The 26,469-nt window shown below is 45.2% G+C and carries 28 protein-coding genes and 1 tRNA gene; 8 read left to right on the top strand and 21 right to left on the bottom strand.

Annotation, left to right across the window (positions count from 1 at the left end):
- Nucleotides 1–121 precede the first annotated feature (121 nt).
- Entirely contained in the window at nucleotides 122–1,036 is a 915-nt protein-coding gene (locus J4227_03975; GenBank protein ID MBS3109660.1) for a hypothetical protein, read from the top strand.
- Here J4227_03975 and J4227_03980 read toward each other — a convergent pair.
- From J4227_03980 to J4227_04030, 11 genes are all read right to left on the bottom strand, one after another.
- Nucleotides 966–2,489, bottom strand: coding sequence for an RtcB family protein (locus J4227_03980; protein ID MBS3109661.1), 1,524 nt, complete (start codon nucleotides 2,487–2,489; stop codon nucleotides 966–968). The two genes, J4227_03975 and J4227_03980, sit on opposite strands and share 71 nt — an antisense overlap.
- Before the next feature lie 47 nt (nucleotides 2,490–2,536).
- Complete coding sequence (locus tag J4227_03985; GenBank protein MBS3109662.1) at nucleotides 2,537–2,962, bottom strand: archease; 426 nt, start codon at nucleotides 2,960–2,962, stop codon at nucleotides 2,537–2,539.
- A 72-nt stretch (nucleotides 2,963–3,034) separates the two neighbouring features.
- Nucleotides 3,035–3,703 (bottom strand): DEAD/DEAH box helicase, encoded by a 669-nt coding sequence (locus J4227_03990; protein MBS3109663.1) that lies wholly within the window; start codon nucleotides 3,701–3,703, stop codon nucleotides 3,035–3,037.
- 24 nt (nucleotides 3,704–3,727) lie between these two features.
- Nucleotides 3,728–5,266, bottom strand: a complete 1,539-nt coding sequence (gene gpmI, locus J4227_03995; protein ID MBS3109664.1) for a 2,3-bisphosphoglycerate-independent phosphoglycerate mutase — start codon at nucleotides 5,264–5,266, stop codon at nucleotides 3,728–3,730.
- Nucleotides 5,263–6,528 carry a phosphopyruvate hydratase gene (gene eno, locus J4227_04000; protein ID MBS3109665.1) on the bottom strand — a complete coding sequence of 422 codons (1,266 nt, stop codon included), beginning with the start codon at nucleotides 6,526–6,528 and terminating at the stop codon, nucleotides 5,263–5,265. Before eno ends, gpmI begins: the two co-directional genes overlap by 4 nt.
- A 63-nt stretch (nucleotides 6,529–6,591) precedes the next feature.
- Complete coding sequence (locus J4227_04005) at nucleotides 6,592–7,374, bottom strand: PAC2 family protein (protein MBS3109666.1); 783 nt, start codon at nucleotides 7,372–7,374, stop codon at nucleotides 6,592–6,594.
- Between the two features lie 105 nt (nucleotides 7,375–7,479).
- Complete coding sequence (locus tag J4227_04010) at nucleotides 7,480–7,662, bottom strand: ribosome biogenesis protein (GenBank protein MBS3109667.1); 183 nt, start codon at nucleotides 7,660–7,662, stop codon at nucleotides 7,480–7,482.
- Nucleotides 7,659–8,441, bottom strand: coding sequence for a translation initiation factor IF-2 subunit alpha (locus J4227_04015; GenBank protein ID MBS3109668.1), 783 nt, complete (start codon nucleotides 8,439–8,441; stop codon nucleotides 7,659–7,661). The genes J4227_04010 and J4227_04015 overlap by 4 nt, the downstream gene beginning before the upstream one ends.
- Nucleotides 8,442–8,624, bottom strand: coding sequence for a 30S ribosomal protein S27e (locus tag J4227_04020; protein ID MBS3109669.1), 183 nt, complete (start codon nucleotides 8,622–8,624; stop codon nucleotides 8,442–8,444).
- Between the two features lie 59 nt (nucleotides 8,625–8,683).
- Nucleotides 8,684–8,992 (bottom strand): 50S ribosomal protein L44e, encoded by a 309-nt coding sequence (gene rpl44e / locus J4227_04025; GenBank protein MBS3109670.1) that lies wholly within the window; start codon nucleotides 8,990–8,992, stop codon nucleotides 8,684–8,686.
- 84 nt (nucleotides 8,993–9,076) lie between these two features.
- Nucleotides 9,077–9,850: a hypothetical protein gene (locus J4227_04030; protein MBS3109671.1), complete on the bottom strand. Its 774-nt coding sequence runs from the start codon at nucleotides 9,848–9,850 to the stop codon at nucleotides 9,077–9,079.
- A 271-nt stretch (nucleotides 9,851–10,121) separates the two neighbouring features.
- On the opposite strand from J4227_04030, the gene J4227_04035 reads away from it, so the two are divergent.
- The gene (locus J4227_04035; GenBank protein ID MBS3109672.1) at nucleotides 10,122–11,330 is read left to right on the top strand and encodes a radical SAM protein; all 1,209 of its coding nucleotides are present in this window, start codon (nucleotides 10,122–10,124) and stop codon (nucleotides 11,328–11,330) included.
- A gap of 77 nt (nucleotides 11,331–11,407) precedes the next feature.
- Here the strand turns inward: J4227_04035 and J4227_04040 are convergent, their stop codons facing one another.
- The 3 genes from J4227_04040 to J4227_04050 form a co-directional block, all read right to left on the bottom strand.
- Entirely contained in the window at nucleotides 11,408–13,969 is a 2,562-nt protein-coding gene (locus J4227_04040; protein MBS3109673.1) for a hypothetical protein, read from the bottom strand.
- Between the two features lie 394 nt (nucleotides 13,970–14,363).
- Nucleotides 14,364–15,884 (bottom strand): glycosyltransferase family 39 protein, encoded by a 1,521-nt coding sequence (locus J4227_04045; GenBank protein ID MBS3109674.1) that lies wholly within the window; start codon nucleotides 15,882–15,884, stop codon nucleotides 14,364–14,366.
- Between the two features lie 8 nt (nucleotides 15,885–15,892).
- Complete coding sequence (locus tag J4227_04050; protein ID MBS3109675.1) at nucleotides 15,893–16,960, bottom strand: tetratricopeptide repeat protein; 1,068 nt, start codon at nucleotides 16,958–16,960, stop codon at nucleotides 15,893–15,895.
- 140 nt (nucleotides 16,961–17,100) lie between these two features.
- On the opposite strand from J4227_04050, the gene J4227_04055 reads away from it, so the two are divergent.
- The 4 genes from J4227_04055 to J4227_04070 all read left to right on the top strand — a co-directional run bounded on the left by J4227_04055 (nucleotide 17,101) and on the right by J4227_04070 (nucleotide 19,805).
- Entirely contained in the window at nucleotides 17,101–18,873 is a 1,773-nt protein-coding gene (locus J4227_04055) for a hypothetical protein (GenBank protein MBS3109676.1), read from the top strand.
- Between the two features lie 99 nt (nucleotides 18,874–18,972).
- Nucleotides 18,973–19,056, top strand: a tRNA-Leu gene (locus J4227_04060).
- Nucleotides 19,057–19,145: 89 nt separating this feature from the next.
- Nucleotides 19,146–19,604 carry a hypothetical protein gene (locus J4227_04065; protein ID MBS3109677.1) on the top strand — a complete coding sequence of 153 codons (459 nt, stop codon included), beginning with the start codon at nucleotides 19,146–19,148 and terminating at the stop codon, nucleotides 19,602–19,604.
- Nucleotides 19,605–19,667: 63 nt separating this feature from the next.
- On the top strand, nucleotides 19,668–19,805 hold the full coding sequence (locus J4227_04070) for a hypothetical protein (GenBank protein ID MBS3109678.1): 138 nt from the start codon (nucleotides 19,668–19,670) through the stop codon (nucleotides 19,803–19,805).
- Here J4227_04070 and J4227_04075 read toward each other — a convergent pair.
- The 6 genes from J4227_04075 to J4227_04100 form a co-directional block, all read right to left on the bottom strand.
- The gene (locus J4227_04075; GenBank protein MBS3109679.1) at nucleotides 19,802–20,107 is read right to left on the bottom strand and encodes a hypothetical protein; all 306 of its coding nucleotides are present in this window, start codon (nucleotides 20,105–20,107) and stop codon (nucleotides 19,802–19,804) included. The genes J4227_04070 and J4227_04075 overlap by 4 nt on opposite strands.
- Nucleotides 20,108–20,243: 136 nt before the next feature.
- The gene (locus J4227_04080) at nucleotides 20,244–20,417 is read right to left on the bottom strand and encodes a hypothetical protein (GenBank protein MBS3109680.1); all 174 of its coding nucleotides are present in this window, start codon (nucleotides 20,415–20,417) and stop codon (nucleotides 20,244–20,246) included.
- A gap of 199 nt (nucleotides 20,418–20,616) precedes the next feature.
- A complete protein-coding gene (locus J4227_04085; GenBank protein MBS3109681.1) occupies nucleotides 20,617–21,240 on the bottom strand; it encodes a hypothetical protein in 624 nt (207 codons plus the stop codon).
- A complete protein-coding gene (locus tag J4227_04090) occupies nucleotides 21,216–23,060 on the bottom strand; it encodes an alpha/beta fold hydrolase (protein ID MBS3109682.1) in 1,845 nt (614 codons plus the stop codon). Before J4227_04090 ends, J4227_04085 begins: the two co-directional genes overlap by 25 nt.
- An 84-nt stretch (nucleotides 23,061–23,144) precedes the next feature.
- Nucleotides 23,145–23,330, bottom strand: coding sequence for a 50S ribosomal protein L37e (locus J4227_04095; GenBank protein MBS3109683.1), 186 nt, complete (start codon nucleotides 23,328–23,330; stop codon nucleotides 23,145–23,147).
- Between the two features lie 46 nt (nucleotides 23,331–23,376).
- The gene (locus J4227_04100) at nucleotides 23,377–23,604 is read right to left on the bottom strand and encodes a small nuclear ribonucleoprotein (GenBank protein MBS3109684.1); all 228 of its coding nucleotides are present in this window, start codon (nucleotides 23,602–23,604) and stop codon (nucleotides 23,377–23,379) included.
- A 154-nt stretch (nucleotides 23,605–23,758) separates the two neighbouring features.
- Here J4227_04100 and J4227_04105 point away from each other — a divergent pair, with 154 nt between their 5' ends.
- Nucleotides 23,759–24,139, top strand: a complete 381-nt coding sequence (locus J4227_04105; GenBank protein MBS3109685.1) for a 30S ribosomal protein S8e — start codon at nucleotides 23,759–23,761, stop codon at nucleotides 24,137–24,139.
- A gap of 145 nt (nucleotides 24,140–24,284) precedes the next feature.
- Nucleotides 24,285–25,697 (top strand): hypothetical protein, encoded by a 1,413-nt coding sequence (locus tag J4227_04110; protein MBS3109686.1) that lies wholly within the window; start codon nucleotides 24,285–24,287, stop codon nucleotides 25,695–25,697.
- On the opposite strand, the gene J4227_04115 is transcribed toward J4227_04110, so the two are convergent.
- Entirely contained in the window at nucleotides 25,686–26,417 is a 732-nt protein-coding gene (locus J4227_04115; GenBank protein ID MBS3109687.1) for a DUF2238 domain-containing protein, read from the bottom strand. The two genes, J4227_04110 and J4227_04115, sit on opposite strands and share 12 nt — an antisense overlap.
- Nucleotides 26,418–26,469: the final 52 nt, after the last annotated feature.

Raw genomic sequence — 26,469 nt, forward strand, 5'->3', positions numbered from 1 at the left:
CACGCAAAACTGCCAAATTAATCTTTTCGATTTCATCGAAAATCTTTTACGCAGTTTCGCTATACATTCCTTTTTTTCAGGCTCCAAAGTTTAAAAAAATGAAAACTTTGGAGGTGTAAAAGTGCCAACAACAAACGAAATAGTGAAAATTTATACAAAAATACACTCTATTAGGGCAGTTTCCCGGCAGACTCACATTTCGAGGACAAAAATTAGGAAAATTCTTATTGAAACCGGAATCAGAATTCCAGATAGCAGAACGGCCCAACTGGCTGTAGGTTATATCCAAGAAAAGAAGAAGTTCTGCCTTTCTCCTCAAGAAAAAGCCTATTTATACGGGTTAGTGATGGGTGATCTAACTCCTATCCTGAAATCTAAATATACTTTAAAACTTATCACAACTTCTACTCATAAAACTTTCATGGAAATGCTATGTAAAACTTTTAAAAAATACGGGATAACTAATCATAAGGAAACTAAAAATAAAAATACGTTTAGGTTTCAAAGTCACATTGATCTGGAAAGTTTTTTATTTCTATTGGATACAAAAAACAAATGTATGCCTACTTGGATAAAGGCTCATAACTTTTACAATTTCCTTGGCGGGTTTATAGACTCTGATGGCAGTATTATTGTTAGGAAATCTGGCAATTACTTTCAATATGTTATTAGATTTTTTAGTCAGAATCTGGACCTTCTGCTTGAAATAAAAAGTAAACTGAAATCCATTGGATATCATCTTTCCATACACAAAAGTCATTCTAAGGGCCACATTAGTTATCATAAAAACGTAAAGTTTCAATACAACAGGAATTATTATACTCTTGAAACCTACAAAAAGGAAGAAACTTTAGATTTACTGGGAAAGATACCTATTAGACACCCCGAAAAAATTGCAAAAAAGAACCTGATATTTGATATTTATCGTCGAAAACTTGTATTGTGGAAAGATATTGAAAATCAAGTCAAAGAATTAAGAGAAAAAATAAGACAATCAGTAATACAAAGAAAGGCACTATCATCCCCAATATGTTAACGGTGCCTTTAATATTCCCAATCGGCTTCAACCCAACTACAGCCTTGGAAATCCCGCTTTCTTCAACTGCCTCAACAACATCAGAAATATTCTTGTAGGCGAATCCTGCTTCCTCGGCCAGGCCTGACATTGAGGCAGCCTTAACATAAATCCCCCTTGCTTCCATGTCTTTCTGCAGCTTGTCTCCGCGGATGTCATGCTTTGCCTTTGCCCTGGACATTGTCCTGCCTGACCCGTGGCATGTGCTGCCGAAAGTCTCTTCCATTGCCTTGTCGGTCCCGACAAGAAGGTATGAGCCTGTTTCCATGCTTCCTCCTATGATGACGGGCTGGCCTACTTTCCTGTAAGCAGGAATCAGTTCGGCATTTCCCGGCCCGAAGCTCCTGGTCGAGCCTTTCCTGTGTATAACCAACTTTTTCTTTTTTCCATCAACCTTGTATTCCTCAACTTTTGCAATGTTATGCGCGACATCATAGACAAGGTTCATTCCCATTTCCTCGTCTGACCTTCCAAAAACCTGGGAAAACCCCTTCCTGACCTGGTGCATTATTATCTGCCTGTTCGCAAACGCCATGTTTGCTGCGCAAGTCATGGCTGCAAAATAATCCTTGCCTTCCTTGCTGTTGAATGGCGCGCATGCAAGCTGCCTGTCCTTGACGGTTATATCATATTTTTTCATTGCATCCTCAAAAGTGTGCAAATAATCTGTCGCAACCTGATGCCCAAATCCCCTGCTGCCGCAATGAATCATTATCACAACCTGGCCATCCTGGTCAATGCCAAAAGCCTTGGCTGTTTTTAAGTCGTAGATGCTGTTCTTATATGCCACCTGGATTTCCAGGTAATGGTTGCCGCTCCCCAATGTGCCAAGCTGGTTCATTCCTCTTGAATATGCCTTATCGCTGATTTTAGCCGGGTCAGCGCCCTTAATCGCGCCCTTCTCCTCTATCCTGTCTGTGTCCTCTTTCCAGCCGTAGCCATTGTCGACGCACCATTTTGCGCCGTCCACAATGACTTCCTTGAACTGCTGCTTGTTCAATCTCAAAAAACCCTTGCCGCCCACTCCCACTGGAACGATTTTGAACAATGTATCAACCAGCAGCTTTAATTTTGGCTTGACTTCATCATATGTCAAATTCGTGCGGATTAAGCGCATGCCACAATTTATGTCAAAGCCAATCCCTCCCGGGGATATTATCCCCTCATCCAGGTCAAATGCCGCAACACCGCCTATCGGGAAGCCATAGCCCCAGTGGCCGTCAGGCATGCACAAAGCAGCTTTCTGTATTCCTGGAAGGCATGCAACATTTGTAATCTGGTCATACACTCCCTCATCCATGCCTTTCATCAATTTGTCTGTCGCATAGATCCGGGCAGGAACATTCATGCCCTCTTTGTATGTTACCGGTATTTCCCAGACGCCCTTTCCAATGTTTTTAATGCCAGTTGCCATCTTGTATTTTCATTTCCTCAAAATCGTATCCTAAAAATTTTATTCCATCAAATATCCAAGACAAATTTGGCTTCCCAGCCATTTTTCTTCTTCTGGAGCCTGAACATGTGCAGGGTAACTGCCTTTACATCCAGCTTTAATTTATGCTTTTTTGGGTCGATGTTTTCCCCGAGAAGCTGTGCGCGCAAAATCATGGCATGGCCCTGCGCCAGGCTGATTTCAACAGATGAAAACACCATGTTATCAGCGTCCTTGATGTAGACAATCTCCTCCAGAAATTTCAAGAGCAGCTTTTCCGGGTCTGTTTCTTCCAAATACAGTTCTTTTACAATGGTTTTTCCCACGCTTTTTGTTTCTACAAGTGTATTGAAGACTGCTTTGGCAGAAGTCTGGAAAATATCCTTGAGATTCTTCTCCTGGACCACAAATGCAACATCTGCAGTTGCCTCGTCCTTTAGTATCATGTATGGCATGTGAATAAGGCAGAATATCCCATTTATAACATTTATTGTACGAAATGCCCCCGCAGCCAGGCGTAGCTGAAGCTAAGCATCAAACTCTATTTCGCCGTCAAGGTAAACCCCTTTATGCAGCTTGACCGGGCGCCAGTCATCCTCAACAAGCTGTGCGCCGAGCCATTCAGCAAGCTCCTTTGGATTGCCTATTGTCGCGGACAGGCCGACAATCTGGACATTTTTCAAGATCTCCTTCAGCAATGTGATTATTATTTCAAGAGTGGGCCCTCTTCCGGGGTCATTGAGAAGGTGGATTTCGTCTATGATCACTACCCTGACATATTTCAGCCAGGGCGCATGATGCCTCATAAGGGAATCCAATTTTTCGCTAGTGGTTATAATAAAGTCATAATCCAGGAGGTATTCATCTGCTGAATCCATGTCGCCAATTGAAATTGCAATCTTGAAAAGCTTGCCATACTTGCGCCTGAATTCCTTGTGTTTTTCGCTGGCCAATGCCTTGAGGGGCACAATATAGATAACCTTGCCTTTCCCTTCCATGATGGATTTTACTCCTGCAAGCTCTGCTATCAGGGTTTTCCCTGAAGCAGTGGGGGTGCAAACCAGCAGGCTTTTACCGTCGAGAAGTCCCTTTTTTATAGCTTTTTCCTGGGCAGGCCTTAACTCCCTGATCTCCTCCCTTTGCAATACTTCAAAAAAATCCTTGGGCAGGTTTTTTTCAAGGGCTTCCAGCTTCATAGGGTTGAGATTGGGCAACATAATTTAAATGTTTACAATAAGCCCTTTGCGGTCCATTTCTTTTGGCTTTTTAATGCTGAGAAGCCTGAGGATTGTAGGCGCTATGTCTGAAAGAATGCCGTTTCTCAGCTGATAATTGCCACTTGCAGCAAGAATAAACGGGACCTGGCTTGTTGTGTGGGCGGTGTTCGGGCTTCCGTTCTTTTCCTTCATTTTTTCGCAATTTCCATGGTCTGCAGTTATGATTAATGCGGCGCCAGCGGACTGAGCTGCCCTGTAAACGCTGCCAATGCATTTGTCAACGTGCTCGCATGCCTGTATGCCTGCCTTGAATACTCCTGTGTGGCCTACCATGTCGCCATTTGCAAAATTCGCCACAATAAGCCCATATTTTGTTGTGTCCAGTTTTTCAATAACCTTTTTTGCAATCTCATAGGCTCTCATCCTCGGCGCCAAATCATAAGTGGCAACCTTTAGGGATGGGATAAGAATCCTGTCTTCACCCCTGTTTGGCTTCTCCTGCAGGCCGTTGAAGAAATATGTCACATGGGCGTATTTTTCAGTCTCGGCAACCCTCAACTGCTTCATCCCGTGCCTGCTTATGACTTCACCCAAGGTATTTTTCAATTTCAGCGGCTGGAAAGCAATCCTTGCGCGCATGCCTTTGTAGTAATCAGTCATGCCCACAAAAAATATTTCCTTCATTTTTCTTTTGAATCCAGCAAAGCCCGGCTCAACCATTGCCATTGTTATCTGCCTTGCCCTGTCATACCTGAAGTTGTAGAATATTACCGCATCATTGTTTTTCAGTCCTTCATAACTGCCAATGGCAGTCGGCAGGATGAATTCATCTGTCTCATCTCTTCCATACGCCTGAGATACGGCGCTGTCTATGCTTTTTGCCCTCAATCCCTTTCCATTGGCAATGCACTCATATGCCTTTCTTGTCCGGTGCCACCTTTTGTCGCGGTCCATTGAATAGTACCTTCCGGACAATGTGGCAATATTCCCAAGGCCAAGTTTCCTTATTTGCCTCTTCAGCGCAGAAATATATCGCATGCAAGATTTTGGCAGGGTGTCCCTTCCGTCGGAAAAGACATGTATTGCGACATCTTTGAATCTCCTCATTTTGCAGAGCCTCATCAGGGCGAAAAGGTGCTCCTGGCTTGCATGGACTCCCTGGTCCTGCAGCAGGCCCATGAGGTGCAAAGTGCGCCTGTATTTCTTGCAGTGGTCTATTGCACTTACTAATCCCTTTATCCTAAAGAAAGATTTGTCCTTGAGGCTCTTGTTAATCCTGACAAGCGACTGGTCAACAATCCTGCCTGCGCCGATATTGAGGTGGCCGACCTCGCTTGTTCCCTGGTTGCCCGGCGGAAGGCCGACTGCCTCGCCAGCAGCCCTCAGGATTGCATGCGGATATCTTTTGCTGAGAAAATCAAGATTCGGCGTTTTTGCATTGGCAATTGCATTCCCTTTTTTCCCCTTAGCAATCCCCCACCCGTCAAGAATCAGCAGTACCACAGCTTGCCTTTGAAATCTTTTTCTGCTGGTATTTTTCATATTATCTTTCCCTGGTATATTGCCCTGCTGCCAAGCTCCTCTTCAATCCTCAAAAGCTGGTTGTATTTTGCGGTCCTTTCCCCTCTTGCAGGCGCGCCTGTTTTTATCTGCCCGCAGCCAAGCGCAACAGCCAAATCAGCAATAAAGCTGTCTTCAGTCTCCCCGCTTCTGTGGCTTACCATCACATTCCATCCGCTTTTCATGGCAAGATTTGCCGCATTAATTGCTTCTGTTACTGTCCCAATTTGGTTTACTTTTAGCAGGAGGCAGCTGCAGGATGATTTTTCAATTGCTGTGGCTATCCTTCTGGCATTCGTAACAAGCAAATCATCGCCGACAACCTGTGCCTTTCCCCTTAACCCAGCGTTTAGGCTTGCAAATGCTTCAAACTCTTCCTGATTAAATGGATCTTCGATTGACACAAAATTGTGTTTGTCAACCAGATCTTGGTAAATCTCTATCAATCCTTTTTTGCTGACCTCTTTTCCTGCTAGCCTGTACGAAAAATTATTGTAAAATTCGCTTGCAGCGCAATCAATGCCCAATTGCACCTTATCACTGTATCCGGAATCACGCAGCGCTTCCTCAATCAGGGAAACAGCCTCGGATATTTTTTTCAATGGAGGGGCAAATCCACCCTCATCCCCTACATTAGTGGCATTCTTGCCATATTTTCCCTTTATCACATCCTTGAGCACATGGTATGTTTCAGCGCCAATCTGGACTGCCTCAGAAAAACTTGCAGCTCCAGTCGGCATTATCAAGAATTCCTGGACATCCAGGCTGTTGCCGGCATGCCTGCCGCCATTGATGATATTCATGCACGGGACAGGCATGACCAGCTTCTTGGATTTCGATAGCTTTTGAAGGTACCTGTACAACGGGATTCCTTCAGAAACTGCCGCGGCGCGGCTTATAGCCATGCTCACGCCCAGAATTGCATTGGCGCCGAGCCTTGACTTGTCTGGCGTGCCATCAAGATTCAGCATTTCTGAGTCAATTTTTTCCTGGTCAGTCACCTTTTTGCCAGCCAATTTTTTTGCAATTACATCATTCACGTTTTTCACTGCATTAAGGACGCCCTTGCCGCCAAATCTAGCGCCGCCATCCCTCAATTCAAGCGCCTCATGGGCCCCTGTGCTCGCACCGCTCGGGACACTTGCCCTGCCAATGCCAGAATGCGTTTCAACATCAACCTCAATAGTTGGATTGCCACGTGAATCCAGAACTTCCCTGGCCCTGATCCTTCTTATCCTTGACATTGCCAGCCTCTTTTCCAAATTGCAATGGCACCCGGGCCATTATTTATCTCAGATTATGCACAATCATCCAATATAGCTTGTTTCCTTTTTTGTGAAGCTTTTCATTTTCCTGGATGCCTTCTCCAGTTCACCGCCTTTCATTATATCGGATTCCATGTCCTTGATGTCCCTCTCCAGCTTCTTTACATCAACGCCAAGCTTCAGCTTCCTGTCAAGGACCTTGATAATTTCCTTTGCCCCCCTGATCCCAAGATACATAGGGTGGGCAAGGGTTTCAGCGAGCATTGCAATCCCGCTTATCTTCTGCCTTTCGGCCAGCCCCACAAGCAGGCCTGAAACGCCGACGATTGGCCCGACAACTCCATAGAGCTTGGGGCTTGCACCTGTGCCATCTGTGTATTTCCTGACAATTTCCTTGCTGTTTCCGGTGCAATAGACCTTTGGCGTCTTGGATATTGTTGAAAGGCCTATGCCTCCAAGAGTTATGATTTCCCTGCATTTCATCTGCCTGCACATCCCAATAACAGTCTCGCAGAATTCATATGATGATTCCTCATTGGTTGGCTGAATGTCTCCGGCAAGCAAAAGCAGATCCCTTTTGCCTTTCCCCATTTTTTTATAATAGAGCTCTATAGTCGGAAGCTCAATAAGGCTTTCCTCATTGACAAATACAGAATTTGGAAGCCCATGGGAAAAAAACCTGCAAATTTTCACAGTCTTGGACTCTGCAATAACAAAATCAACAGCAACTTTGCCGACATTCCCTATGCCGGGCAGTCCTTCAACCAGTATTGGGTTGTTTAGGACAGGGAATTTTTTCACAAATTTTTCGATTTTCCAGGCCATGCAATGCAAAAAGTCATGGGCATTTAAATAACTTATTATCCCAGGATTCCACAATTCCCTCTGGCCCCAAATCCAGATGATATTAATTCGAATCCCGGCACAGAATTAAAGCAGCCCTTCAGACTGCCACTTTTCCAGCTTGGCCTTTCTCCTGTATTCGCCATAATGGTCGTCGGGAGAGTATTTTGCAGGCTTTGGGTTTGCTGTTGGCACGGGCGCATGGCCGTTGCTGCAAGCATCTTCCATGGAATAATTTCCACATTCAGGGCATTTCAGGATGTGCCTCATTTTTCATCCCTAAAAAATTCACCGATTCCGCCTTTTTTCTGCATCCCTTCAACAGCTGTCTCAATTGCCTTGCCCAGTATCCTTTCAGCAGTCTTGTAATCAGGCGCCTTTACAACCAGATTGTACTTTCCGCCCCCGGCATAGCTCATGGTAATCCTATCAATATCAGTGTTTCTTGTCTCAATCAGGACTTTTTTTACAATTTCAATGCCGTTGCCTTCGAAGCTGGCCAGGCTGAGCTTTCCGCTTATCTGGACTTCAGATGGCTTTATCCTTGTTTTTACGGTTTCCACCAAGGCCAGCGCAACATCTGCCGGCAGCTCAAAAGCCCTTACAAGGCTTTCATTTTCCGAGAGATCCTCCAAAAACGCATAAAGGTTAGCGTATTTGAGGAGTATTTTCTTGCTGATAAAATCATACAGGTCCTCTGTTTTCTTGCCAAGCCGCTTTGCAACATGCTCAACGATTTTCTCTGCCTTCTGCATCTGCTTTATCTGGTTTATCTTTGCCCTTTTTTGCGTCTCTGTAACCCTTCGCAGGGACAAGTCAATGTTTCCCCGCTCAAGATAAACCCTGAGAACCTTGCAGACTACAACCTTGCCTTCCTTGACATAGTCCCTTATATTCCTAATCCTTCCGGGCGATACTTCAGAAATATGGATCATTCCGGTCTTGCCGTATTCATCCAAATTTGCAAATACAGAATGGTGCTGAACACTGGTAACAGTGCAAAGGACAAGTTCGTCCTCCTGCGGGTAACCCTGCTTCTTGTACAGCATTTACTCAAGGACCTCCAGAATTCTGGCGTCAATCGAAGCCTTGCCTCCTGTTGGCCTGGCCAAAACCTTGCCACAGACCAGGCATTTTACTTCCATTGACGCTTTTCCAAACACCACTTGCTCGTTCTTGCACTTGGTGCACCTGACCTTGATGAATTTTGAGTAATGCTCCTTGATTTTCATTTTGGCACCTTCATATTTTTTTGTTTTGTCCGGCGGCGGGATGGTCGCTTCCACTGGATTTACTTGAACTCAACCCTTTTGGCCCTAATCCCATACCTTTGGTTGTGCATCTTGTTGCACTTAGTGCACGTGTATCTCAAATCTGTCTTCTTTGTGACTTTTTTCCCAGTCATTTTCCAGCTTGTAACTGCCGGCTTTGAATACCTTCCGAGGTTGCCAGTGCCCCTGGCCCTTCCCCTCAACCTGGCCCTCACCTTGGAGCCATAGCTCATGCTTCTCGGGCTTTTTTTCTTTGTCAGGGTTATTTTATGCTCGGTATGCTTCTTGCAATACGGGCAGTATTTTTTCCTGGTCTTGGGCAATTTCATGCCCCTATGGAAAAGATGCCCATTTAAAAGCCTTTTCTTTGCTTATGCAGGGCGGAAGCCCCCCGCGGGCTGCTGTTAGAATGACTAGCTATTGGACTCTATGTTCTCTGCCCTGCCTTTCCTGACAAGAATATCAGCAATTGCCTTTGGCAGGTGGGCAATATCCTCTGGCTCAAAAGGGCCATAAACTTCAAGCTCCTTTCCCACAAACTTGGGCACATGGCTTGTGAACCTGATTGTGGCCTTGATGCTTTCTATAAGCATTGCATCATTTGCCTGGCCCGGCTTTGAAATTTCAACAACATGGGTGGCTTTTATGGCTGTTTCATTAGCCTCTGCTTTGGGCATAGCTTCTTTCCTCTCGCTGGCCATTTCCTGGCCGCCCTTGCTTGCAGCCCGGGATTCAGATTGCTTTTCCACAGCAGCCGCCCTGGTCATGACCGGATAGCTCAGGCTCAGCACATTGTTCAAAACCCCGTTCCTGAACATGTTGAACTCGCCTACCAATGAGTCAAAAAGCAGTCTTTCCTCTTTCAGCACATTTGCGGTGTTTATCAGGCTTGACCCTGTCCTGGACTTGAACATGGACATTTCGACCAGCTTTCTTTCCCGCCTTTCGTACAATTCCTTGATTATTTTCCTGACATTTTCCAGCTGGGACTTTGTCTTATCCTTTTCATCTGAGAAAAACACATTGCCGTCATCCGGCTTTTTCATGATTGCTTCCTTTTCGCGCAGGTAATTCACAATGTCCTGGTAGAAAGTCTCCTGCAACGGCTGAAGCTCTTCCCTGTTCTTTTCCCGCCTGAGAAGCTCAAAAAGCGTGTCATATGTAATATTAATTTCCTTGTCAGCCATTCCATAACCCCCTGATTCGAATAAACCCCTGATATATTTAAATCTTAGCTAGATGCAGGCAGCATGCCTGCCGCAATTGAATTCGCGCCCTGATTTGCCCATGTCAAATCAGGGTTTATTTTTCTCCCCCTCAGCTAGAGCATGGGAGAAAAATAAAGTCGTTGGAACAACGACCGCGAATTGCCCCAGGAATTGTCATGGCAAACTCCCATAATCCTATCTTTTGTCGGAAAAACTAACCTTTTTAATTGCACCTAGCCTTGTGCAACACATGGCAGAATTAAGCTTTGAAACATTGACATTCAGCGGGTCAGGGGAAAACATCGAATGCACATTCCTCAAGCTATTTTCATTTGAAATTGCCAAAGACGATTTGAAAAGGATAGGGGATTTTTCCTTAACATCCAGCAGGTCCATCTTATTTCCCAAAACAAGCCAGGAACAGGCTGACCGAAAATTCGGGCTATTGCTGTCTGCAGGGTTTTCCAGGCTTAGGAACAAGCTTTCCAAAAAGCCGGCTGTTTACCTGCACCGGAATTCAGGCATTCCGCTGATCGGGAGCTTATTTATTGGAATATCTGACAAGAATGTGTCAACAATAGAAGTCAAGCCAATCACAAGCTGCAACACTGACTGCATTTTCTGTTCTGTTGACCTCACAAGGAGGGCTACAGATTTCGTGGTTGAAAAGGAATACATGCTGCAGGAAGTCAAAAAGCTGGTGGATTACAAAGGGAGTGATTATATCGAGATAAATGTCAATCCCCATGGCGAGCCAACATTGTATGCTGACTTACCGGGCCTTGTCAAGGGCCTTCGCGCAATCCCTCAAATAAAGGACGTTTCCATGAATACCAATGCCACCCTGCTTACACAAAAGCTGATGGACGACCTAATTGATGCCGGCATGACGCGGTTCAATGTGTCTTTGCACTCCCTTAACCCTGAAAAGAGCAAATTCCTGTTCAATTCCAAGACCTATAACATCGAAAGGGTAAAGGAAAGCTGCAAATACCTTGCCAGGAGAGGCGTTTTACTATTGGCGCCAGTCTGGGTGCCCGGCCACAATGACGCAGACATGGATGAGCTTATTGAGTTTGCCAAGGTAATAAATGCGCCCATAAGGATCCAGAACTACCAAATCCACACGTTGGGGAAAAAGGTCAAAAAGACCAAGGAAAAGCACTGGGACCAGTTTTTTGAGGAAATCAAGGCCATGGAGCAAAAGCACGGGGTTTCAATCAGCGGAGTCTTTCCTGGATTTGTCCTGAAGCCAACGAAGAAGCTTGAAATGCCGTTCAAGCTCGGGGACATTGCCACGGCAAGGCTGGCGTGCCCGGCTGAATTTAAGGGCGATATGCTGGCGGTCTGCAAGGACAGGGTCATATCTGTCCAAGGCTGCGGAAGGGCGTCAGGCACGGTTAAATTAAGGATTACAAGGGCAAAGAACAATACTTTTTTCGGTGAGCTCGTCAAATAGATTTCTAAATAAGCTGTTTAGAATCGAGAAGAATAAGATAAAAAAAATAAAAAATAAAGGAAATTTCATTCCCTTATTTATGCGGTCTCCGTCTCGTCAACCATTGTTGTGTCTTCAGCAACAGCTTCAGGCATAGCAACAGTTGGAGTGCTGGTGACTGTTGTCACAACTACCTCTGCTCCCTTCAGGTCAGCAGCATAGTCCTTGTAATTTGCGACTACCTGTGATGCCCTTCTGGTATCAACTGCAGTTGCTCCAGCTACAACCATTGCAACCTTGCCAGGTGCATGCTCGTAAAGCTTAATCATTGCTTTACCGGGTTCGAAGCCTTCAGCGCAATTCGCTGATGTGACTCCCATGACCTGCCTGGCCGCGCTGTTTGCGCATGGCCCACCAACCAAGATCAAATTGCTTGCGCTTGGCGTGGTGATTTCGGATGCAAGCTTAACTGCACCGACGTCGATTTTCTGTACGACTTCTGTTACGAGGCCGCCAGAGCTTCCTTCGGTGGAGGTTGTTGCTCCGCTTGTTATGTAGACCAACACTTCAGCCTGGTTGTCCGGATATGTGAACTCGAAGGTAGGCTGGTCTGAGTTTGTGTAGTCATACTGACCCCAAACACCAAAGTAAGACCATCCTTCATAGATGTCCTTACCATCCAGCTTCTCCATGTTCGTATCCAAACTGCCAAACCTGACACCTGCTGTAATTGTGTCCAACCCATTTGTGGTCGGGGAGTTCAATTTCAGCTTATCGTTGGCTGCATCCCAAGTCAGGGTCCAGTTGATTGACTCCTGCCATGTGTTGGCACTTGATCCAGGCGGCATATTCTCTGACTTCTCTGTTACGAAGTTTGAGAAGTTTGCTGACTGGTTCACTGTTGTGCCGTTTGGCTGAAGTTGGAGATATCCATCTGAACCAGAATATCTGGTATAGATCCTGTTGGCAACATCTGTGCTTGTGGCAAGTGCTGACGCGGAATCTCCGTCTCCATTCAAGTCTGCCCTCATTGTGGCAGTTGAACCTGACCCGACGAAATACATTGTGTATGCAGTTCCGTCAATGGTGACCTGTGTAGCGTTGTTGATCTCCCATGTGCTGCCGCCTGACATCATGTCCTTGACTTTCAGGGTGTTATCGTTTGTGTTAACACTCTTGAACTGCATGATGTGCGTCTTCTGCGTTGCTGATGGGCTTAACAAGAAGTAATCCTCGTCAGCAATTGTTTCTGACTCGTTGACGTGCAGCTGCTTGTAGGTTGATCCGTCCCAGTCGCCCAATAAGACATTTGGTGCTGTGTCTGACATCGCACTCCAGATTGGTATGTTATAAGCGTCACCATTCCTGTTGGTGAATCTTAAGTTGTACCTTGTTGTGCTGTCTGGCTCAACTTTCAATGTCTCTGTGGTGCCTGTTGACAGTCCCTTGAACTCAAGGTCAAAGCCATTGAAGATCACGTTTCCAGTTTCGCCTTCCTCTTCATCAGCGCTTGCTGAGAGAGAACCGCCCACTGGCACGTAAAGGTTGCTTGATGGCTCGTACTTGAACCTCAATTCACTGACCTTTACGGTTGTGTCTCCTGTTGCAATGATGTCTGCATTGACGTTGTTCAGGTCCTCATTTCCAACCTGGACTGTTGCTCCCCAGTTTGAAGTTGTTGCAGATGCATCCACAATCTTCACTTTCTGTGCACCGAGTGAGAACTGGACCTTGTCGCCTCCAGTTGTTTCTCCTGCATAGTTCTGTGACAGGATGTCCCTTACACCAACCTCTGTTCCATCGGCAAGCCTGTAGGTTTCGCCTTCCAGGAGCTTGTCTGTGGTTTCACCATTTACGGTGAAGAGGGCTTCAGTTGTTGAAATGTATGTCACAGTGACATCATAGTCCTTACCCTTGATGGTGTAGGTCTTTGAAGAACCTTCAGCAAGGATGTCTGTGACTGCGCCAGAGAACAGTGTCAAGGTTATTCCCGCGCTTCCGTTTGTGGCGGTTACAATGGAATAGTCCTTGCCAAACAGCTGTATGGCTTTGTCCCTGAAGTCTTTTAGATTGTTGCTTGAGTCGTGCTCGCTTTCCATTCCAGGTGTGAATGAAACCCTGTATGTATAGGCAGGCTGGCCGCTGAAAAATTTCAGATAAAGGGCCGGATCCTCTGACTGGTCGCTGTCCTTGTAATATACAATGGATGCGTTGTCAGCCAAGTCTACGCTCTGCGTATATGTAAAGGTTCCTCTGCTGTTCTGGAATGATCCGTCTGCCAGAGCTGCCAAATCACCGGAATCGACTGTTGTCATTCCTGCGTCATTCAGGCCTTCTCCGAACTCCAAGAAGTTGGATGATGTGCCAATCTTCTTAGCATCGCCTTCGACATCGACTACTACGCCGCCTGTCTCAACGACCTTTTTCTTGACGGATGCTGCCTGCAGGCTGGTTGCAATATTGGTAATACCAATAATGTCCTCTGCGGCTGCATTGTCGCCGACACCCAACACACCATCAAATACGCCGTCCTTGATGAACAACGGACTTGGGTAGTTAGCCAAATCGGCGGCTGCCATGGCTCCGAACATTGTAGCGCCCAACATTGCAGCGCCTGTGCTCAAGGCCATGATTCGCTTTATTGCCTTTCTTACTTTCATTTGCATAACACCTCCGTGTTATATCTCTTAGGCTATCCTTTTTTAGGCTATTTTTCTTATTTGGGTAGCGAACCTCTGTTCGTTCCAAATCATGTCTTTCATTCGTTACTGCTTCAGCTCTATTGTTATCTCTAGTGACATAGCTACGTTTAGCTACGTCTTAGCACATAAATCAGATTGGGTTTATAAATGTTTCGACCGGCCATGCGTTGAATTGGCAATCCCATGTGTAGAATTGGCAAGCTGGCGCCTCCCTGGCTCAATCATGGCGCCTATCACTCCTAAATAATAAATCCAGCTATGGCATTTCTTCATATATCCCCTTCTTGTTTTTATGTATGAATATTAAGTTATATGGCAATCCAGCCCATTTGAATACTGTTTCCATATATGCTTATTGGGCATCTTTGGGCCCTTCCCCACACCTCAACAGGAAAAGCCTGTCTGTTGCCAGCTGTTTTGCAAAATAGCTGGGCAGGTAATATTCAAAGTTCTCAAGGATTGTGCAATTGGCAGCATCCAGGTAATCTGCACCCGCCTGGTTGTTAAGCATGAACTCATTGCTTTTCCGCAATACAATATATACTACACCGGCCTCTTTAAGCGCTTGCATTTCCTTGGCCATTTCTATATTACCTGTTTCAAACCTCAATGGATTGGTATCAACATTGTTTCCTACGATGCGGCTGCCTTGCCGCAAGGCCAGAATGGGGGCAAAAAGGTAATCCCCATATATTGCATCTTCTGATGAAACATGCTGTTCAAGCCTGGCCAGATCCCCCTGCCCCTTTCCGCCAAATGTATTATCCATGGACCAATTATATTGGGATGCTGCAAACGCAATGTTTGCCAGAAACAGGATAGCCATTGCCCAAAATGCAATTTTCATGCCAGCCTTAAGCCTACTGGCAATAGCCGCAATTCCTGCCGCGCCCAGCAGTGCAAGGAACGGGAATGCACCAAAGAAGTAATATGGGAACCAGCGCTTGAGCAAAAGCAAGTAAACGGCATATACGGCAATGAGGGTTACATATGGAAACAATCCTCTGTTTTGACTTGAGTCTGCTGATGTTTTTCTATCCCTTATGGCAATCCCCAGAGCCGCACCTATGAAAACCAGGAAGTTGAACTTTGCCATCATCCAAAACAAGCCGAGCTTAATCCCGCTTACAGGAGCAGCTGCTTTCTGCAGGTGATAGGCAATTACCTGGTCATAGTATGAGCTTCCTGGCATTGCCAGGAAAAGCAATGAAATAAGCCCGAAAGTCGCAAGGAACCCGATTAAATAAAAGGCAAATCTCCTGACTTTCAACCTTAATTTTGAAAAAGAAATTTCTATCATGGCAACCACTGCCAGGCCAATTGCCACTGGAATGGCATGCATTGTGAAAAGAGCTGCAAGCCCAGCCAGAATCCCGGAAAGCAATGCCATATAATTGTTGCCATCAATTTTTCCCTGCAGCAGATAGTATAATCCTGCAACGCTTAGCATAACTGTCCAGGCCATGCCAATATTTCCAGCAGAAATCCTAAGGGTCTCATATGTCATCAGGAACAGGCCAGAACCCAATAGGCCAATGCCATCTCCAATATGCTTTTCCCCTATTTTGTAGATGTACCATGCACTGGCAAGCACAGCAAATAACGATAACAGCTTGAATGCCCATAACCTGAACCCAAATATGGCATAAATCAATGCATCAAGATAAACTTCGCCAGGCGGATGCGAAAAGAAAAAATCCCTGTAAGGCATGCTGCCTTCTGTTATTAAGCGCCCCATATAAATATATATGTTCTGGTCGCTGAACTCAAGGCCAAAACCATTGATGGAAACAATAGAAAATATAAGCCCGAACACTATGAATATGTAGAATGCCAATTGATTGCCAGCCTTTCTGCCATTCCCTTTTGCCATTGCCGCGCCTAGCTGAATTCGATCTCATCCTTATACTTTGGATTGAGCTTGATGGCTGTTGCAAAGCACAAAGCTGCTTCTTCCTTCCTGTCAAGCTTGTCCAGGGTCAGGCCTAAATTCTTGTAAGCAGCAGCATAATCCTGCTTGAGCTCTATGGCTTTCATAAAAAGCAATATTGCATCCTCATGCTTCCCAAGCTTCCCATATATCACGCCCAGGTTATTGAAAGCATCGCAGCTTTGCGTGTTGAGGTTCACTGCCTTGGACAAAAACTTCTTGGCTTCAGCTGCCCTGCCAAGGTTTAAGAACAATGTCCCGAGGTCTGCATAAGCATCTGCATAGTCTGGCCTGGCCTTGATTGCCTGGGCAAAGCTTTCAATTGCCTTCTCATACTGCCTGTTCTGCACAAGCTGCTTCCCCAGCTCATAATGCGCTTTTGCATCTCCTTTCTTTATTTTAGCCTTGCCCAATTTTTCGTAAAGCTCAGCCTTGCCTTGTTTTCTGTCTGACCTTTCCATGCCATAATGGTGTATTGGGATTTTTGAAGGCCTGACTTTGCCCTTTATCTTTTCAATGCTGGGAAGCACTGTCTCATGCACCTCGCCTTCAAATGCAATGCCCCTGTTGTTCCTGAACATCCTGATTATTTGGGCAGGAACCCAGCCGGAATAGCCTTTTGTTTCCTTGGTGCTTTTCTTTACTGGCGTCCAGTCCTTTAGCTTTGAATCATTTGTGTAAGTCTGCTGGGTGAAAATATACGCATCTGTTTCGCTGTCATCAGCAAGCTTCCTGAGCTTCTCCAGGTCAGGCTCTGCAATCGCCTCATCTGCGTCAAGGATTAAAATCCAGTCACCTGCAGCATGCTTAATTGACTCATTTCTTGCTTTTGAGAAATCATCCTGCCATTTTACATCTATAACTTTGGCGCCAAGCTCTTCTGCCAGCTTTTTTGTGTTGTCTTTTGAGCCGGTGTCAGCTACAATGGCGTCGTCAACTGCCCCAAGAACGCTGGAAATTGCTGACTCTATATATTTTTCTTCATCCTTGGCTATCATGCATAAAGATATTGATGCCATGCTGCAAAAAGATTTTACTGATATTTATAACAGTTTGCGTTGAATTTATATATGCCCAAATCATGCAATTGTAATAATTAGTCACTATAGAGTAATAAAAATACTAAGATTTATAAATGGGTCTTTGGTATATCCCCAATATGGGAGAACAACGATTAGGGAATGCACTCGATGCCGGATTTCTAAAATTTGCCGAGCTAGTTGATTCCCTGGCAGTGGATCTCACCGGAAAAAGAAAAATTGTCCAAATTAAAACAGGAAAAAGCCTCAGGGAAATAGTAGGTGAGTATTTCGAGGGAACTGACAGGAACTTTGGGCCTCTGGAACTGGATCCCAATGAATACAGGACTCTACTGGATGAACTTACCAAAACAGCAGCGCACCCATTAAATGTTGTTCAAAAATCAAAAGGCAATTTTCAGGCATGGATGGCATATGAGGATAAGCATAGAGAAAAATCTGAAATGCTCAGAAGGGGAACGAAAAGAGTTGCCAAAATTACAGATGCTGTGATGGGGGGCGTTAATGCAATACAGGCAGTTTACACACTTGAATCATCTCACGGGGTAGAATTTGCGGCACCTCTTGCAATATCTGCGTATCTTCATGCCCGTGATTTTTTTAATAACCAAGGAAAGTTGTCTACAGCGGAAAGAAATTTAGGACTATTCTTTGCATCCCTGCCAGCTCTCGGGCAGGGAGTATATTATATGATAACTGGAGATCAGCAATTCGGTGATTCTGCTCTTTTATACTCTGCCGCGCCGGTAATGATGTTGATTAATGGCACACTTATTCCATTCTTTAAGAGAAATGAATTACTCCCGGATCATTTGTACAACAAATCAAAAAGAATAGCAAGGGCATTGATGATGCCAAAGGATATCAGGGTTCAGTCAAAGAAGTTAGAGAATGTGCTCAAGGAAATTGAAAATTTCAGAGGCATTGAAGAAATCAATTCTGTAATTTATCAGGATCATGTGGCTGATTTTGAAGCCGAGGTAATAAAATACCTGGAAGGTCGATCAGGAATTTCGGATGTCAGGAGGGTTGCAGAAAATATTCACGATGAAAAGACCATTAAGCGAATTAACGCTGCAAGAGGGCACTTTGAATACGCGGTTGCGGAACCAGAGCCAGTGGAAAAAAAGCCAGAAGTGATTATGCATCCAGCTACCTACCAGCTTGCTTTAAATCTCGGTGCTGATGAACAACTTGCCAGAAAAATTGGAAATTCTATTCAGCAGGAAAATGCAGAGCTAACTCGCAACAAATTGCAGGGAATTGTACAATCAAGTTATGAGGCTGTGCTGCAGGCAAATCCAGCTATTCTTCTGCTGAGCGGCAAAGACAGAAAAGCATATTTCAGCTTGCTTTCTGACACATTAGGGAGGGTTCGTTCAGAATTTGGGGATTCTCCATTGGGCATATTTACCCCGGAACAAAATCCAACTGCATTTTCTACTATTGCAGGACTGGGATATCTGAATTCAAGACTAGATGACGTCAAAAGAGAAGGGCGCAGCGATGCAATTGCATCCCCTCCTGACGCAGAATGGATACAAAAACTTGCCAATGATGGCTATACAAACTTTGAATTGGTCAAGGCAATACTGACAGAAGGGTTCAGGCTTGGGCAAAGCAGGCCGAGGATTGGGATGCAGTATTCTGACTTCATCACAATTCGCAGGCAAACAGCCAAGGCAGTAAGTTCAAGGGATATGCAAGAATACAATAATTATTTCAGAAGGTTGATATCTGATGGCGTCATTCTCATGGACAAAGATTACAAGAGTGGCGGCGGGAAGTTCGGTGCATGCCACAGCCTTAATCCGCAGGTCAATGAAATCTTAAGGCCCGGACTGAGGGAATATGTTGCACAGCAGCTTTATGCCAAGGGCACGGCTGCATAATGCACGGGATGGATTAAGTTTTTATAGTGGCTGAATCTTTTTGCTTCTATCAATCTCGAATTGTCCCAGTTCGTACGATTGAGTGAGCTCACTGCATTCGCGGAGGTGCCGGAGCGGCCAAACGGGATGGGCTTAGGACCCATTGGCTTAGTGCCTACGCAGGTTCGAATCCTGTCCTCCGCATTCTTAATTCTCAGTTTATAGACGAGAAAATCCAAAAGTCAGACATTAATTGACAAAGCTTTTTAAACTTTGAAGTAGTTACTTTACCGATGAACCAACCTAAGTTTATTTACAAATTTGAAAATCATTTCTCACCAGTTCATCTTATCGATAGTCATGAAACTAAAATGAGATTTGACATATTTGGTTTAAGTGGCATCTGGGATTCAACGGAGTTAAGTAACTTTATTATGGTTGATACGCCAGGACAATCAAGTCATATTGAACCTGCAAGTTTAGAATTGATTGGTTCGGTTTACCTTGGCCCAAGAAAATTTATTATGAAACGAGCGGCCGAATATGGTAATCGGGAAGTTGTTCAGATTTCAGATTATCGTGAGATTTTATCAGAACTTATCAATGAAACATCAGAAATAGCTACAAATGGCAATTATGCTTATTACAGTTTAATGACCACTACTCAAAGATTAGGTAAAACATCAGAACAGGAAAGTCAGTTTCTTTTGCACCCTACAGCGCAGTTATATATTCAAAAAACCAATTCTTGATTTCATGGAGATTTCAATTCCCTTTCAGAAACATTTAAATATCAAGCTGCCTAAGAGAATAATATGTCAGACACAATAACAATACCAAGAACTGAATATGACAATCTCAGGAAGAAGGCCGAAATAGCAGATGATATTATCTTGCAGCTTGAAAGCAGTTTAAGAGACGCTGAAGCCGGAAGAGTAAAAAGAGTTGCCTAAACAGATTCAATTATTTTTCTGTATCTATCTTTATTGGCAATTATATGATTAATAATCTGCTGCTGTTCCTTCTTTGAGCCGAAAGAGACAAGCAAGATTTTGGAGATATCTGTGTATATCAGGTAATACATTCTTTTGTTTCCAAATTTCTTCTCCCTAAACCAGTCAAACCTGAGAGGCTTCCCAGTTTTTGGATTTTCAATCAGCTGCTGCTTGATTTTATCAACCCACTCCTGCTCAGCAGTTTCCATGGCTTCATATAGCTTGGAGAAAGTCTCTGTTTCGAATATCTGATGTGCCATAAGCAAATTGTGTAAAAGGAGGTTTATTAAATTATTCATTCGCCTCTCCTTGGAGGTTACCAAACATTTTATACTCACTATCTACTGAGTTAAGCATAAAGCTAACACAAAGTGTGTGCATAAATGAAACAACGAGTTAGGGATTGCTCCTAACTTTGATTTTGTTTCTTAATGGATGACTGAAAGGTAGAACATCATAAGGGGGTAGCATATCTTGAGCATCAAATCCACATTCAGGACAAATCATGTATGCCTTTTCATCGTCTGCTTTTTGTTCCCAGCCACACTTTGGGCAAAATTGATTTGTCATATGCCGTAATAAAAAGATGTCTTATTTAACTTTTTGCCCAAAAAGTCCTCATCCTGCCCAAATAGTCGGACTTTTTATAGATTTCTTGGGCAAAGCCTATTTTTAGATAAAAAGTAACTGTATACCAACAGTGTACGCAATTGAAGAAAACAGTCAATGACAAGCTAACCATAAACCTATACGACTTGGATTGATGCATTCAATCCTTCTGACGCTTATGCTCTTCGCCCTTTTCTTCCTTTTGTTTCCTTTTCCTTGATTTTCTCCTGTAAATCAGATAGCCAATGCCTGCGAGAATGGCAATCAGGATGACCCAGTCCCATGGGATTGGGTGGGTTGTAAAGAATGAAAGCCCTTCAGGCGGGACCAGCTCTTTTTCATACGGGGCTTCGACCACGCTTGGCGTTGCCGCGAAATCAAGCGTTGCATAAAGCTTCTGCATCTCTGACTTTCCCTCAGCCAGTCTGCTTATCGGGCCGTACATTGTAAGAAGATAAGTGTGGTCCTTGTACGGGTAGCGGCTGAAAATGAAAAAGACTTCTTTGTTCGCAATGACTGCCTCCTCAATATCGCCAATCTTTCCAGTGCTTTCAATCTTGCCTTCGATCGACAGGGCGAATTCCTCAGTCCCAACCAATTGGCTCTGGCTGGCCTTTATATCCAGATACAAGTCATTTCCTTTCACAAATTGCTGGCTCGCGCTGTTCTGCTCATAGATATCCCAGCCCGGCAGCTCAAAAATAAGGTACGCCTGCTGGTAGGCTGAGGCAGGCGCCATCAGCATAACCATTGCAATTATCAGGATGTGTATTTTGCAACCCATTTTCCCACCCACAGGAGCAAGTTTTCCTTTAGTCCCCCGCTCACCTCTATCTTGCCGTTGTTCCAGGCTTCCTTCAATCTCATCTCGCCTGAAGCGAGCTTAAGGAATGTTTCCTTGTCAATTGTGACTTTGTATGTCGCAGGCTTTGCTGTGCCGATATTCACGTCTGTCAAAGCGTAGCTTTCCAATGCGAAGTATGCCTTAAAGTCTGTATCCTTGTCATTGTAATTTCCAAGGCCCGGCACGATTATCTGCACTGTATTATATTTTCCATCAATCAATTTATCGAAAAAAACATATGCCCCCCTGCCCCGCAGGTCCTGCAGAAGGGTGGATATCCAACCCTCATCCTTTGCCTCCTTTTCATTTTCCGCTTTGATTGCCTGGCCGTATGCTTCCGACTGGCCAACGGCGATATCAGCGCTCATCTGCTCAGCGCTCTTCAGGTTTTCAATGGCTATTGATTTGATTGCCTTGAGCCACTCGCCGTCCCTCTTGTCATGGTTTATCTCTTCCACAATTGCCATGAGCTTGTCCATTGTCTCAGGCTGGCTGGCCATGTCCATGTGGCCATAATTCACAGATTCTGTGCTTGTTGCCCTGTCCCATTGGAAGCCTTTCTTGTGCACGGTCTCGTCGCCTTCAAGGGAATCGACCCTGACAAATCTCCTGGCAGTGAACTGGAATGGAAAGGCCAATGGCATGCTTAATCCATCAGGCCCTGTTATCATCTGGTCGGTGTCATAAGTCTCGTAAGATGTGAAAATCTCGTCCTTGACAACAAACTGCTGGGTCGTATTCTTATTGTCGCCATGAATTATCGCAATCCTTATGGAATCATCAACCTTAAGATTGTCGAATTTCTGGCGAAATGCCTTTGTCTGTGCATAGATTCCCTTGCTCAGCCCTGAATATTTTTGCTCGAGGAATTTTGTGACCTCCCCCTGGCTTGTTATTCCTGCATCCCTCATCTCAGCAAAATCCTGGCTCGGTATGTGCCTTGCCTGCTGGTAATTTATCCCTTTAAGGAATGTTTCATCAAGCGAGACCAGGCTGCCGTCTTTTGTTGTGAACTCGTGGTTAGGCGAAAGATGGAACACACCTGGCCAGTTGTGGCCAATTTCCCAGACATGGTTGATTGTAATTAATGCCGTTGCATCGAAATTATACCCCTCTGTCAATGACTGGAAGCCGCGGGGCGCGCCATTAAGCGGGCTTGACAGGAAAATAACACCTGCAACCTTGTCGGGATTTTCAGCTGCATACATCTTTGCCTGCAGCCCCCCCATGCTGTGCGCAACAAGAATCACCTTGTCTGATTTTGTCTCCTTCAATACCTCCTTCACTTTTTTATCAAGGCTTTTTTCAATCTTGTAGAGCTGGTCATCAGTAGGGAGCCTGAAATCATAGGGGTGGTCAAAATATGCCTTGCCCTGGTAGGTCAGGCCGCCCACGTAGCCGTTGAAAGTGTAGGGGGTCTTGGTGTTCATGTAATCGTAGAATCCTGTATAAATTTTTTTGAAGCCCCAAACAGTCCTCAGGACATACTTGGGCTCAATGTCAGAGCCCTCTATCACTGGCGTTTTCCCATCATCCTTCAATGCCAGCTCCATCCTGTCTTCCTGGGGATTTCCTGGCCAGAGATTGTCTGCCATGGTCCAGCGGTTGTTGTCATCCAGTGCTGACCCCATAATGCCAGGAACGAAAATTATCGGGGAATGGTAAGGAGCTTTTGCCTCATAGCCAAAGCCCTGCACATAGAGTGCACTGGCTCCTTGCACCATAAGAAGAAATAACACAACTAAAATTATCCCCCTCATTTCAAAATCCTATACCTAATCCTATTTAAATATTGGTTTTTCAAGAAGAGGATTTACATATATTTTGAAACATCCCCAGAAATTCTATTTCTGCCTGCTCCTGATTGACTTTCCTGTCTGCCAGCCCCAGCTTCTTACCCTGGCCGAATTCCCATAGCCGCAGCTTGCGCAGGTCTTCCTGTTCACATGGTAGGAATGCCTTCCGCATCTCCTGCAGCGTATATGGCTGCCAGACTTGTTGTGCTTACCCTTTGAAGGCGTTCCTTTCATGCTTCATCACATCACGCGTAGCAGGCTGCATTTTTATAACGGCTGCTTAATCGGAAGATATCACTGTTATTGTGTCTCCCCTTAAGAAGACTGAGTTGAGCTTGCGTTTTATCTCGCCGTCAATTCTCTCTTCACAATCCTCAAGAACCACATTGATATGGATGTCAAAAGCTTTTAGCTTCCCAACATACTGCCTGCCGTTCTTCAATTCAACCAATACTCTTTTGTCTCTCGCTCTGTTCAATGTGTCCAAAGGCCTTGATAATTCTGGCATATAAAACACCCCTCATCAAATCAAAAATTTTGAATATTTCCAAGTTATTATATTTGCTTTATAAAGTTTAGCTTTCAATATTCTTCGGATTCAGGCGGACGCCCGGTGCCTCCAATCACAAACCTTTAAAAATACCCTATTTTTCCAATAGGCTATGGTTATTACACAGACAAAAAGCAGGAGAACGCCGAGCGGCGGAATCTATCAAAATTATCGAAAGCTGCGGCAGTATGAAACAGGCAGCATGCCGACCCTGACCAAGATTGGAAAGACAAAGCTCAAGCAGGAAAAGACAACTGGCGGGAATGTCAGGACAAAACTGCTGACAGCAGACATTGCGAATGTCCTCGACCCAAAGACAAAGAAATTCCACAAGGCAAAGATTGAGACTGTGGTTGAGAACCCGGCGAACAGGCATTACGTCAGGCGAAACATAATCACCAAAGGCACAATTATCCAGACAGACAAGGGCAAGGCAAGGGTCACATCAAGGCCTGGCCAGACCGGGACTGTAAATGCTGTTCTTATGCAATAGCCGTTCTTATGCATAAATAGGGGGCTGGGCATTCTATCAATTTTCTATAATTTTTTCTCGACATAAGCCTGATTTCCATTCAATCCCCCCATAACTTTTGTCACTTTGGAATAGCTATTTAAATCAGGAACCATGGCTACTGCCCGTGGAAGACACTCTGACCAGAAGCCATATCAGGAACTTAATTAACGGCGATAGTTTCAGGCCCATACCCATTTTTCCCATCAGCCCGCGCTATTATGCAATGGTGTTCCCGAATCGTGCTTACCTGCTTCTATCCCATGAACTCATTTCAGATTGGCAAATTCAGTTCCCAAGCGAAAAAAAACGGCGCATTGGGCAATGGTCGCGGGGCATGACTGAGCAGGAGCATGAGCCGCTTTTCCCAATACCTGATGAGCATCTGGAAATTTTGGGCAGCCCAAAAGCCCTTGAGGAGAAAATCAGGCAGGGAATAAGGAATATGCACGGCAGCTACAAGATGTGGGACAATGCCTGGCACCAGGTTGTTTCCGAAGCCACCATCAATGGGCCCAATGTCTACGGCGTGGTGGATTCCAAGAGAAGCAGGAGCATGCGAGCAAGGAAGGAAATGAGGGGGCATATGCATGACCCTGGGTTTGCCAACGCATTCATCGAGCATGGAAAATTTCCTGACAACCTCAAGTCATTCTCAACTTCGCCTGATTTCGCATTTACAACCAGGAAAACAGGCACGACCCTGGATTACAAGGATGCCACCCTATGCACGCTCCTGCATTATGTTGAAAAAGTGACGCAGGGCGATCCGCGCGATTATGCCCGGAACGGATTGCTGATTTCGCATCCCCCTCCAAAAAATTCAGAGCTGGCCATACTTTATGACAACCAGAATCCTGGCAATTCTGCCTTGGCGCAGGAAGCCATTTATGCCCGGTTTGGACTCGACAAATCATTGTACGCCCTGGACAGGAGACTGTTCAGGCACAGGGAAGCGCTGAGGGCATGGGCGCAACACTATCTGGATAACGACCCAAGCATTCATTTTGCTGTTGTCCGGCAGGCGCTGAAGGAGCGCGATGCTGTTGCACTGGCCAGGCCAGACGCAGCCAAAAAAATAGCAGAAAGGAAATACGCCTCAAGGCTGATCCACCAGCACCTTTCGGGCATGGACATGAGAAAAGTCGGCAATGTTGTGATGTTTGCCGGCACGCCGTATGAAACAGTGGGGGTAAGGTTTGAAAACAGGCTTGAATATGCAGAAGTGGCCCTTCTTGGCGCAATGGAGGACGATGTGTACCTTGTTGTCCAGGGGCAAAGGACATTTGCCAGGAGAAATCTCACTGATGACGGCCATGAGGTGTATGACGGGAAGCATCCAATTGCCTTCCTCTCCACCAGGAATTCCGATATGCCGCTCAATATCATGAATGACAGCACAAAAACAAGGTCGCCGGCGCGCATCCAGATCGTCGGCAATTTCAACTATACCACGGAACATAAAAGAATGTACAGGCAGCTTCTTGAGAAGCATGCAGGCGACAGGAAGGAACGGCTGATTAGGGATTTAAGGCTTTGAAACAGCATTTTCTTTGGCTGAATTATTTTTCTCATCCATCATTTCCTTGAGCCTGACCTCGCCAAGCGGCTCATCATCCCTGGCAATCCTGAAGCTGGCTTTCATCTCCGGCCAAAACTCCCTGTTGTAAACCATATTTATTATTGCAATGGTCACCATCGCAATCAAGGCGCCTATGCCTGCAGCAAGCATATCCTTTTGCGCATCCCAGATGTCGCCCTGCGCGCCCAGAAACGCAATGCCTGCTGCTGAGCCAACGCTTGACGCTGCAAGCCATTCCACGATTTCATAAATCGCTGAGAATGAAAGGGTAAGGTCAAGCGGCAGATAATACCCCCAAAATCCCCTTGCCCTTGCCAGCCTCACAAAAACTTCACGGACTGGATAGGCCAGCAGAAAACCAAATGAGAAATGCACAAGGCGGTCATACATGTTTCTTGTTGCGCCAAACCAATTTTGCAGGACATAGCCAAAGGGCACTTCAGCATAGGTGTAATGCGAGCCAATGACGTGCAAAACCATGAAGACAGTAATCACTGTGTAGGAAACATTGGAGAGCCTGAAATATATCCCAGTAAGGATGATTATCGGCACAAAAAAGAAAACAAGGTAATTTTCAAGGAGCCAGTCATCCGGATAAATAGGGTTGACAGCTGCCCACAGCCAAAAGCCAAAGAATACGACAAAAAGAAATATCCTGTAGATTGTCCCTTTTTTCATGCCAGCAGCCTTGCCGTGGAATTTGCATAGATTATTATAAATATTTTGTTAT

It is taken from the genome of Candidatus Woesearchaeota archaeon, from assembly GCA_018303405.1.
Lineage (GTDB): Archaea > Nanobdellota > Nanobdellia > Woesearchaeales > JABMPP01 > JAGVYD01.

Excerpts from the sequence above, each read along its gene's own strand:
- J4227_03980 (MBS3109661.1), bottom strand. The coding sequence starts at position 2,489 with ATGGCAACTGGCATTAAAAACATTGGAAAGGGCGTCTGGGAAATACCG.
- J4227_03985 (MBS3109662.1), bottom strand. The coding sequence starts at position 2,962 with ATGCCATACATGATACTAAAGGACGAGGCAACTGCAGATGTTGCATTT.
- J4227_03990 (MBS3109663.1), bottom strand. The coding sequence starts at position 3,703 with ATGAAGCTGGAAGCCCTTGAAAAAAACCTGCCCAAGGATTTTTTTGAA.
- gpmI (MBS3109664.1), bottom strand. The coding sequence starts at position 5,266 with ATGAAAAATACCAGCAGAAAAAGATTTCAAAGGCAAGCTGTGGTACTG.
- eno (MBS3109665.1), bottom strand. The coding sequence starts at position 6,528 with ATGTCAAGGATAAGAAGGATCAGGGCCAGGGAAGTTCTGGATTCACGT.
- J4227_04005 (MBS3109666.1), bottom strand. The coding sequence starts at position 7,374 with ATGGCCTGGAAAATCGAAAAATTTGTGAAAAAATTCCCTGTCCTAAAC.
- J4227_04010 (MBS3109667.1), bottom strand. The coding sequence starts at position 7,662 with ATGAGGCACATCCTGAAATGCCCTGAATGTGGAAATTATTCCATGGAA.
- J4227_04015 (MBS3109668.1), bottom strand. The coding sequence starts at position 8,441 with ATGCTGTACAAGAAGCAGGGTTACCCGCAGGAGGACGAACTTGTCCTT.
- J4227_04020 (MBS3109669.1), bottom strand. The coding sequence starts at position 8,624 with ATGAAAATCAAGGAGCATTACTCAAAATTCATCAAGGTCAGGTGCACC.
- rpl44e (MBS3109670.1), bottom strand. The coding sequence starts at position 8,992 with ATGAAATTGCCCAAGACCAGGAAAAAATACTGCCCGTATTGCAAGAAG.
- J4227_04030 (MBS3109671.1), bottom strand. The coding sequence starts at position 9,850 with ATGGCTGACAAGGAAATTAATATTACATATGACACGCTTTTTGAGCTT.
- J4227_04035 (MBS3109672.1), top strand. The coding sequence starts at position 10,122 with ATGGCAGAATTAAGCTTTGAAACATTGACATTCAGCGGGTCAGGGGAA.
- J4227_04040 (MBS3109673.1), bottom strand. The coding sequence starts at position 13,969 with ATGAAAGTAAGAAAGGCAATAAAGCGAATCATGGCCTTGAGCACAGGC.
- J4227_04045 (MBS3109674.1), bottom strand. The coding sequence starts at position 15,884 with ATGGCAAAAGGGAATGGCAGAAAGGCTGGCAATCAATTGGCATTCTAC.
- J4227_04050 (MBS3109675.1), bottom strand. The coding sequence starts at position 16,960 with ATGGCATCAATATCTTTATGCATGATAGCCAAGGATGAAGAAAAATAT.
- J4227_04055 (MBS3109676.1), top strand. The coding sequence starts at position 17,101 with ATGGGAGAACAACGATTAGGGAATGCACTCGATGCCGGATTTCTAAAA.
- J4227_04065 (MBS3109677.1), top strand. The coding sequence starts at position 19,146 with ATGAACCAACCTAAGTTTATTTACAAATTTGAAAATCATTTCTCACCA.
- J4227_04070 (MBS3109678.1), top strand. The coding sequence starts at position 19,668 with ATGTCAGACACAATAACAATACCAAGAACTGAATATGACAATCTCAGG.
- J4227_04075 (MBS3109679.1), bottom strand. The coding sequence starts at position 20,107 with ATGGCACATCAGATATTCGAAACAGAGACTTTCTCCAAGCTATATGAA.
- J4227_04080 (MBS3109680.1), bottom strand. The coding sequence starts at position 20,417 with ATGACAAATCAATTTTGCCCAAAGTGTGGCTGGGAACAAAAAGCAGAC.
- J4227_04085 (MBS3109681.1), bottom strand. The coding sequence starts at position 21,240 with ATGGGTTGCAAAATACACATCCTGATAATTGCAATGGTTATGCTGATG.
- J4227_04090 (MBS3109682.1), bottom strand. The coding sequence starts at position 23,060 with ATGAGGGGGATAATTTTAGTTGTGTTATTTCTTCTTATGGTGCAAGGA.
- J4227_04095 (MBS3109683.1), bottom strand. The coding sequence starts at position 23,330 with ATGAAAGGAACGCCTTCAAAGGGTAAGCACAACAAGTCTGGCAGCCAT.
- J4227_04100 (MBS3109684.1), bottom strand. The coding sequence starts at position 23,604 with ATGCCAGAATTATCAAGGCCTTTGGACACATTGAACAGAGCGAGAGAC.
- J4227_04105 (MBS3109685.1), top strand. The coding sequence starts at position 23,759 with ATGGTTATTACACAGACAAAAAGCAGGAGAACGCCGAGCGGCGGAATC.
- J4227_04115 (MBS3109687.1), bottom strand. The coding sequence starts at position 26,417 with ATGAAAAAAGGGACAATCTACAGGATATTTCTTTTTGTCGTATTCTTT.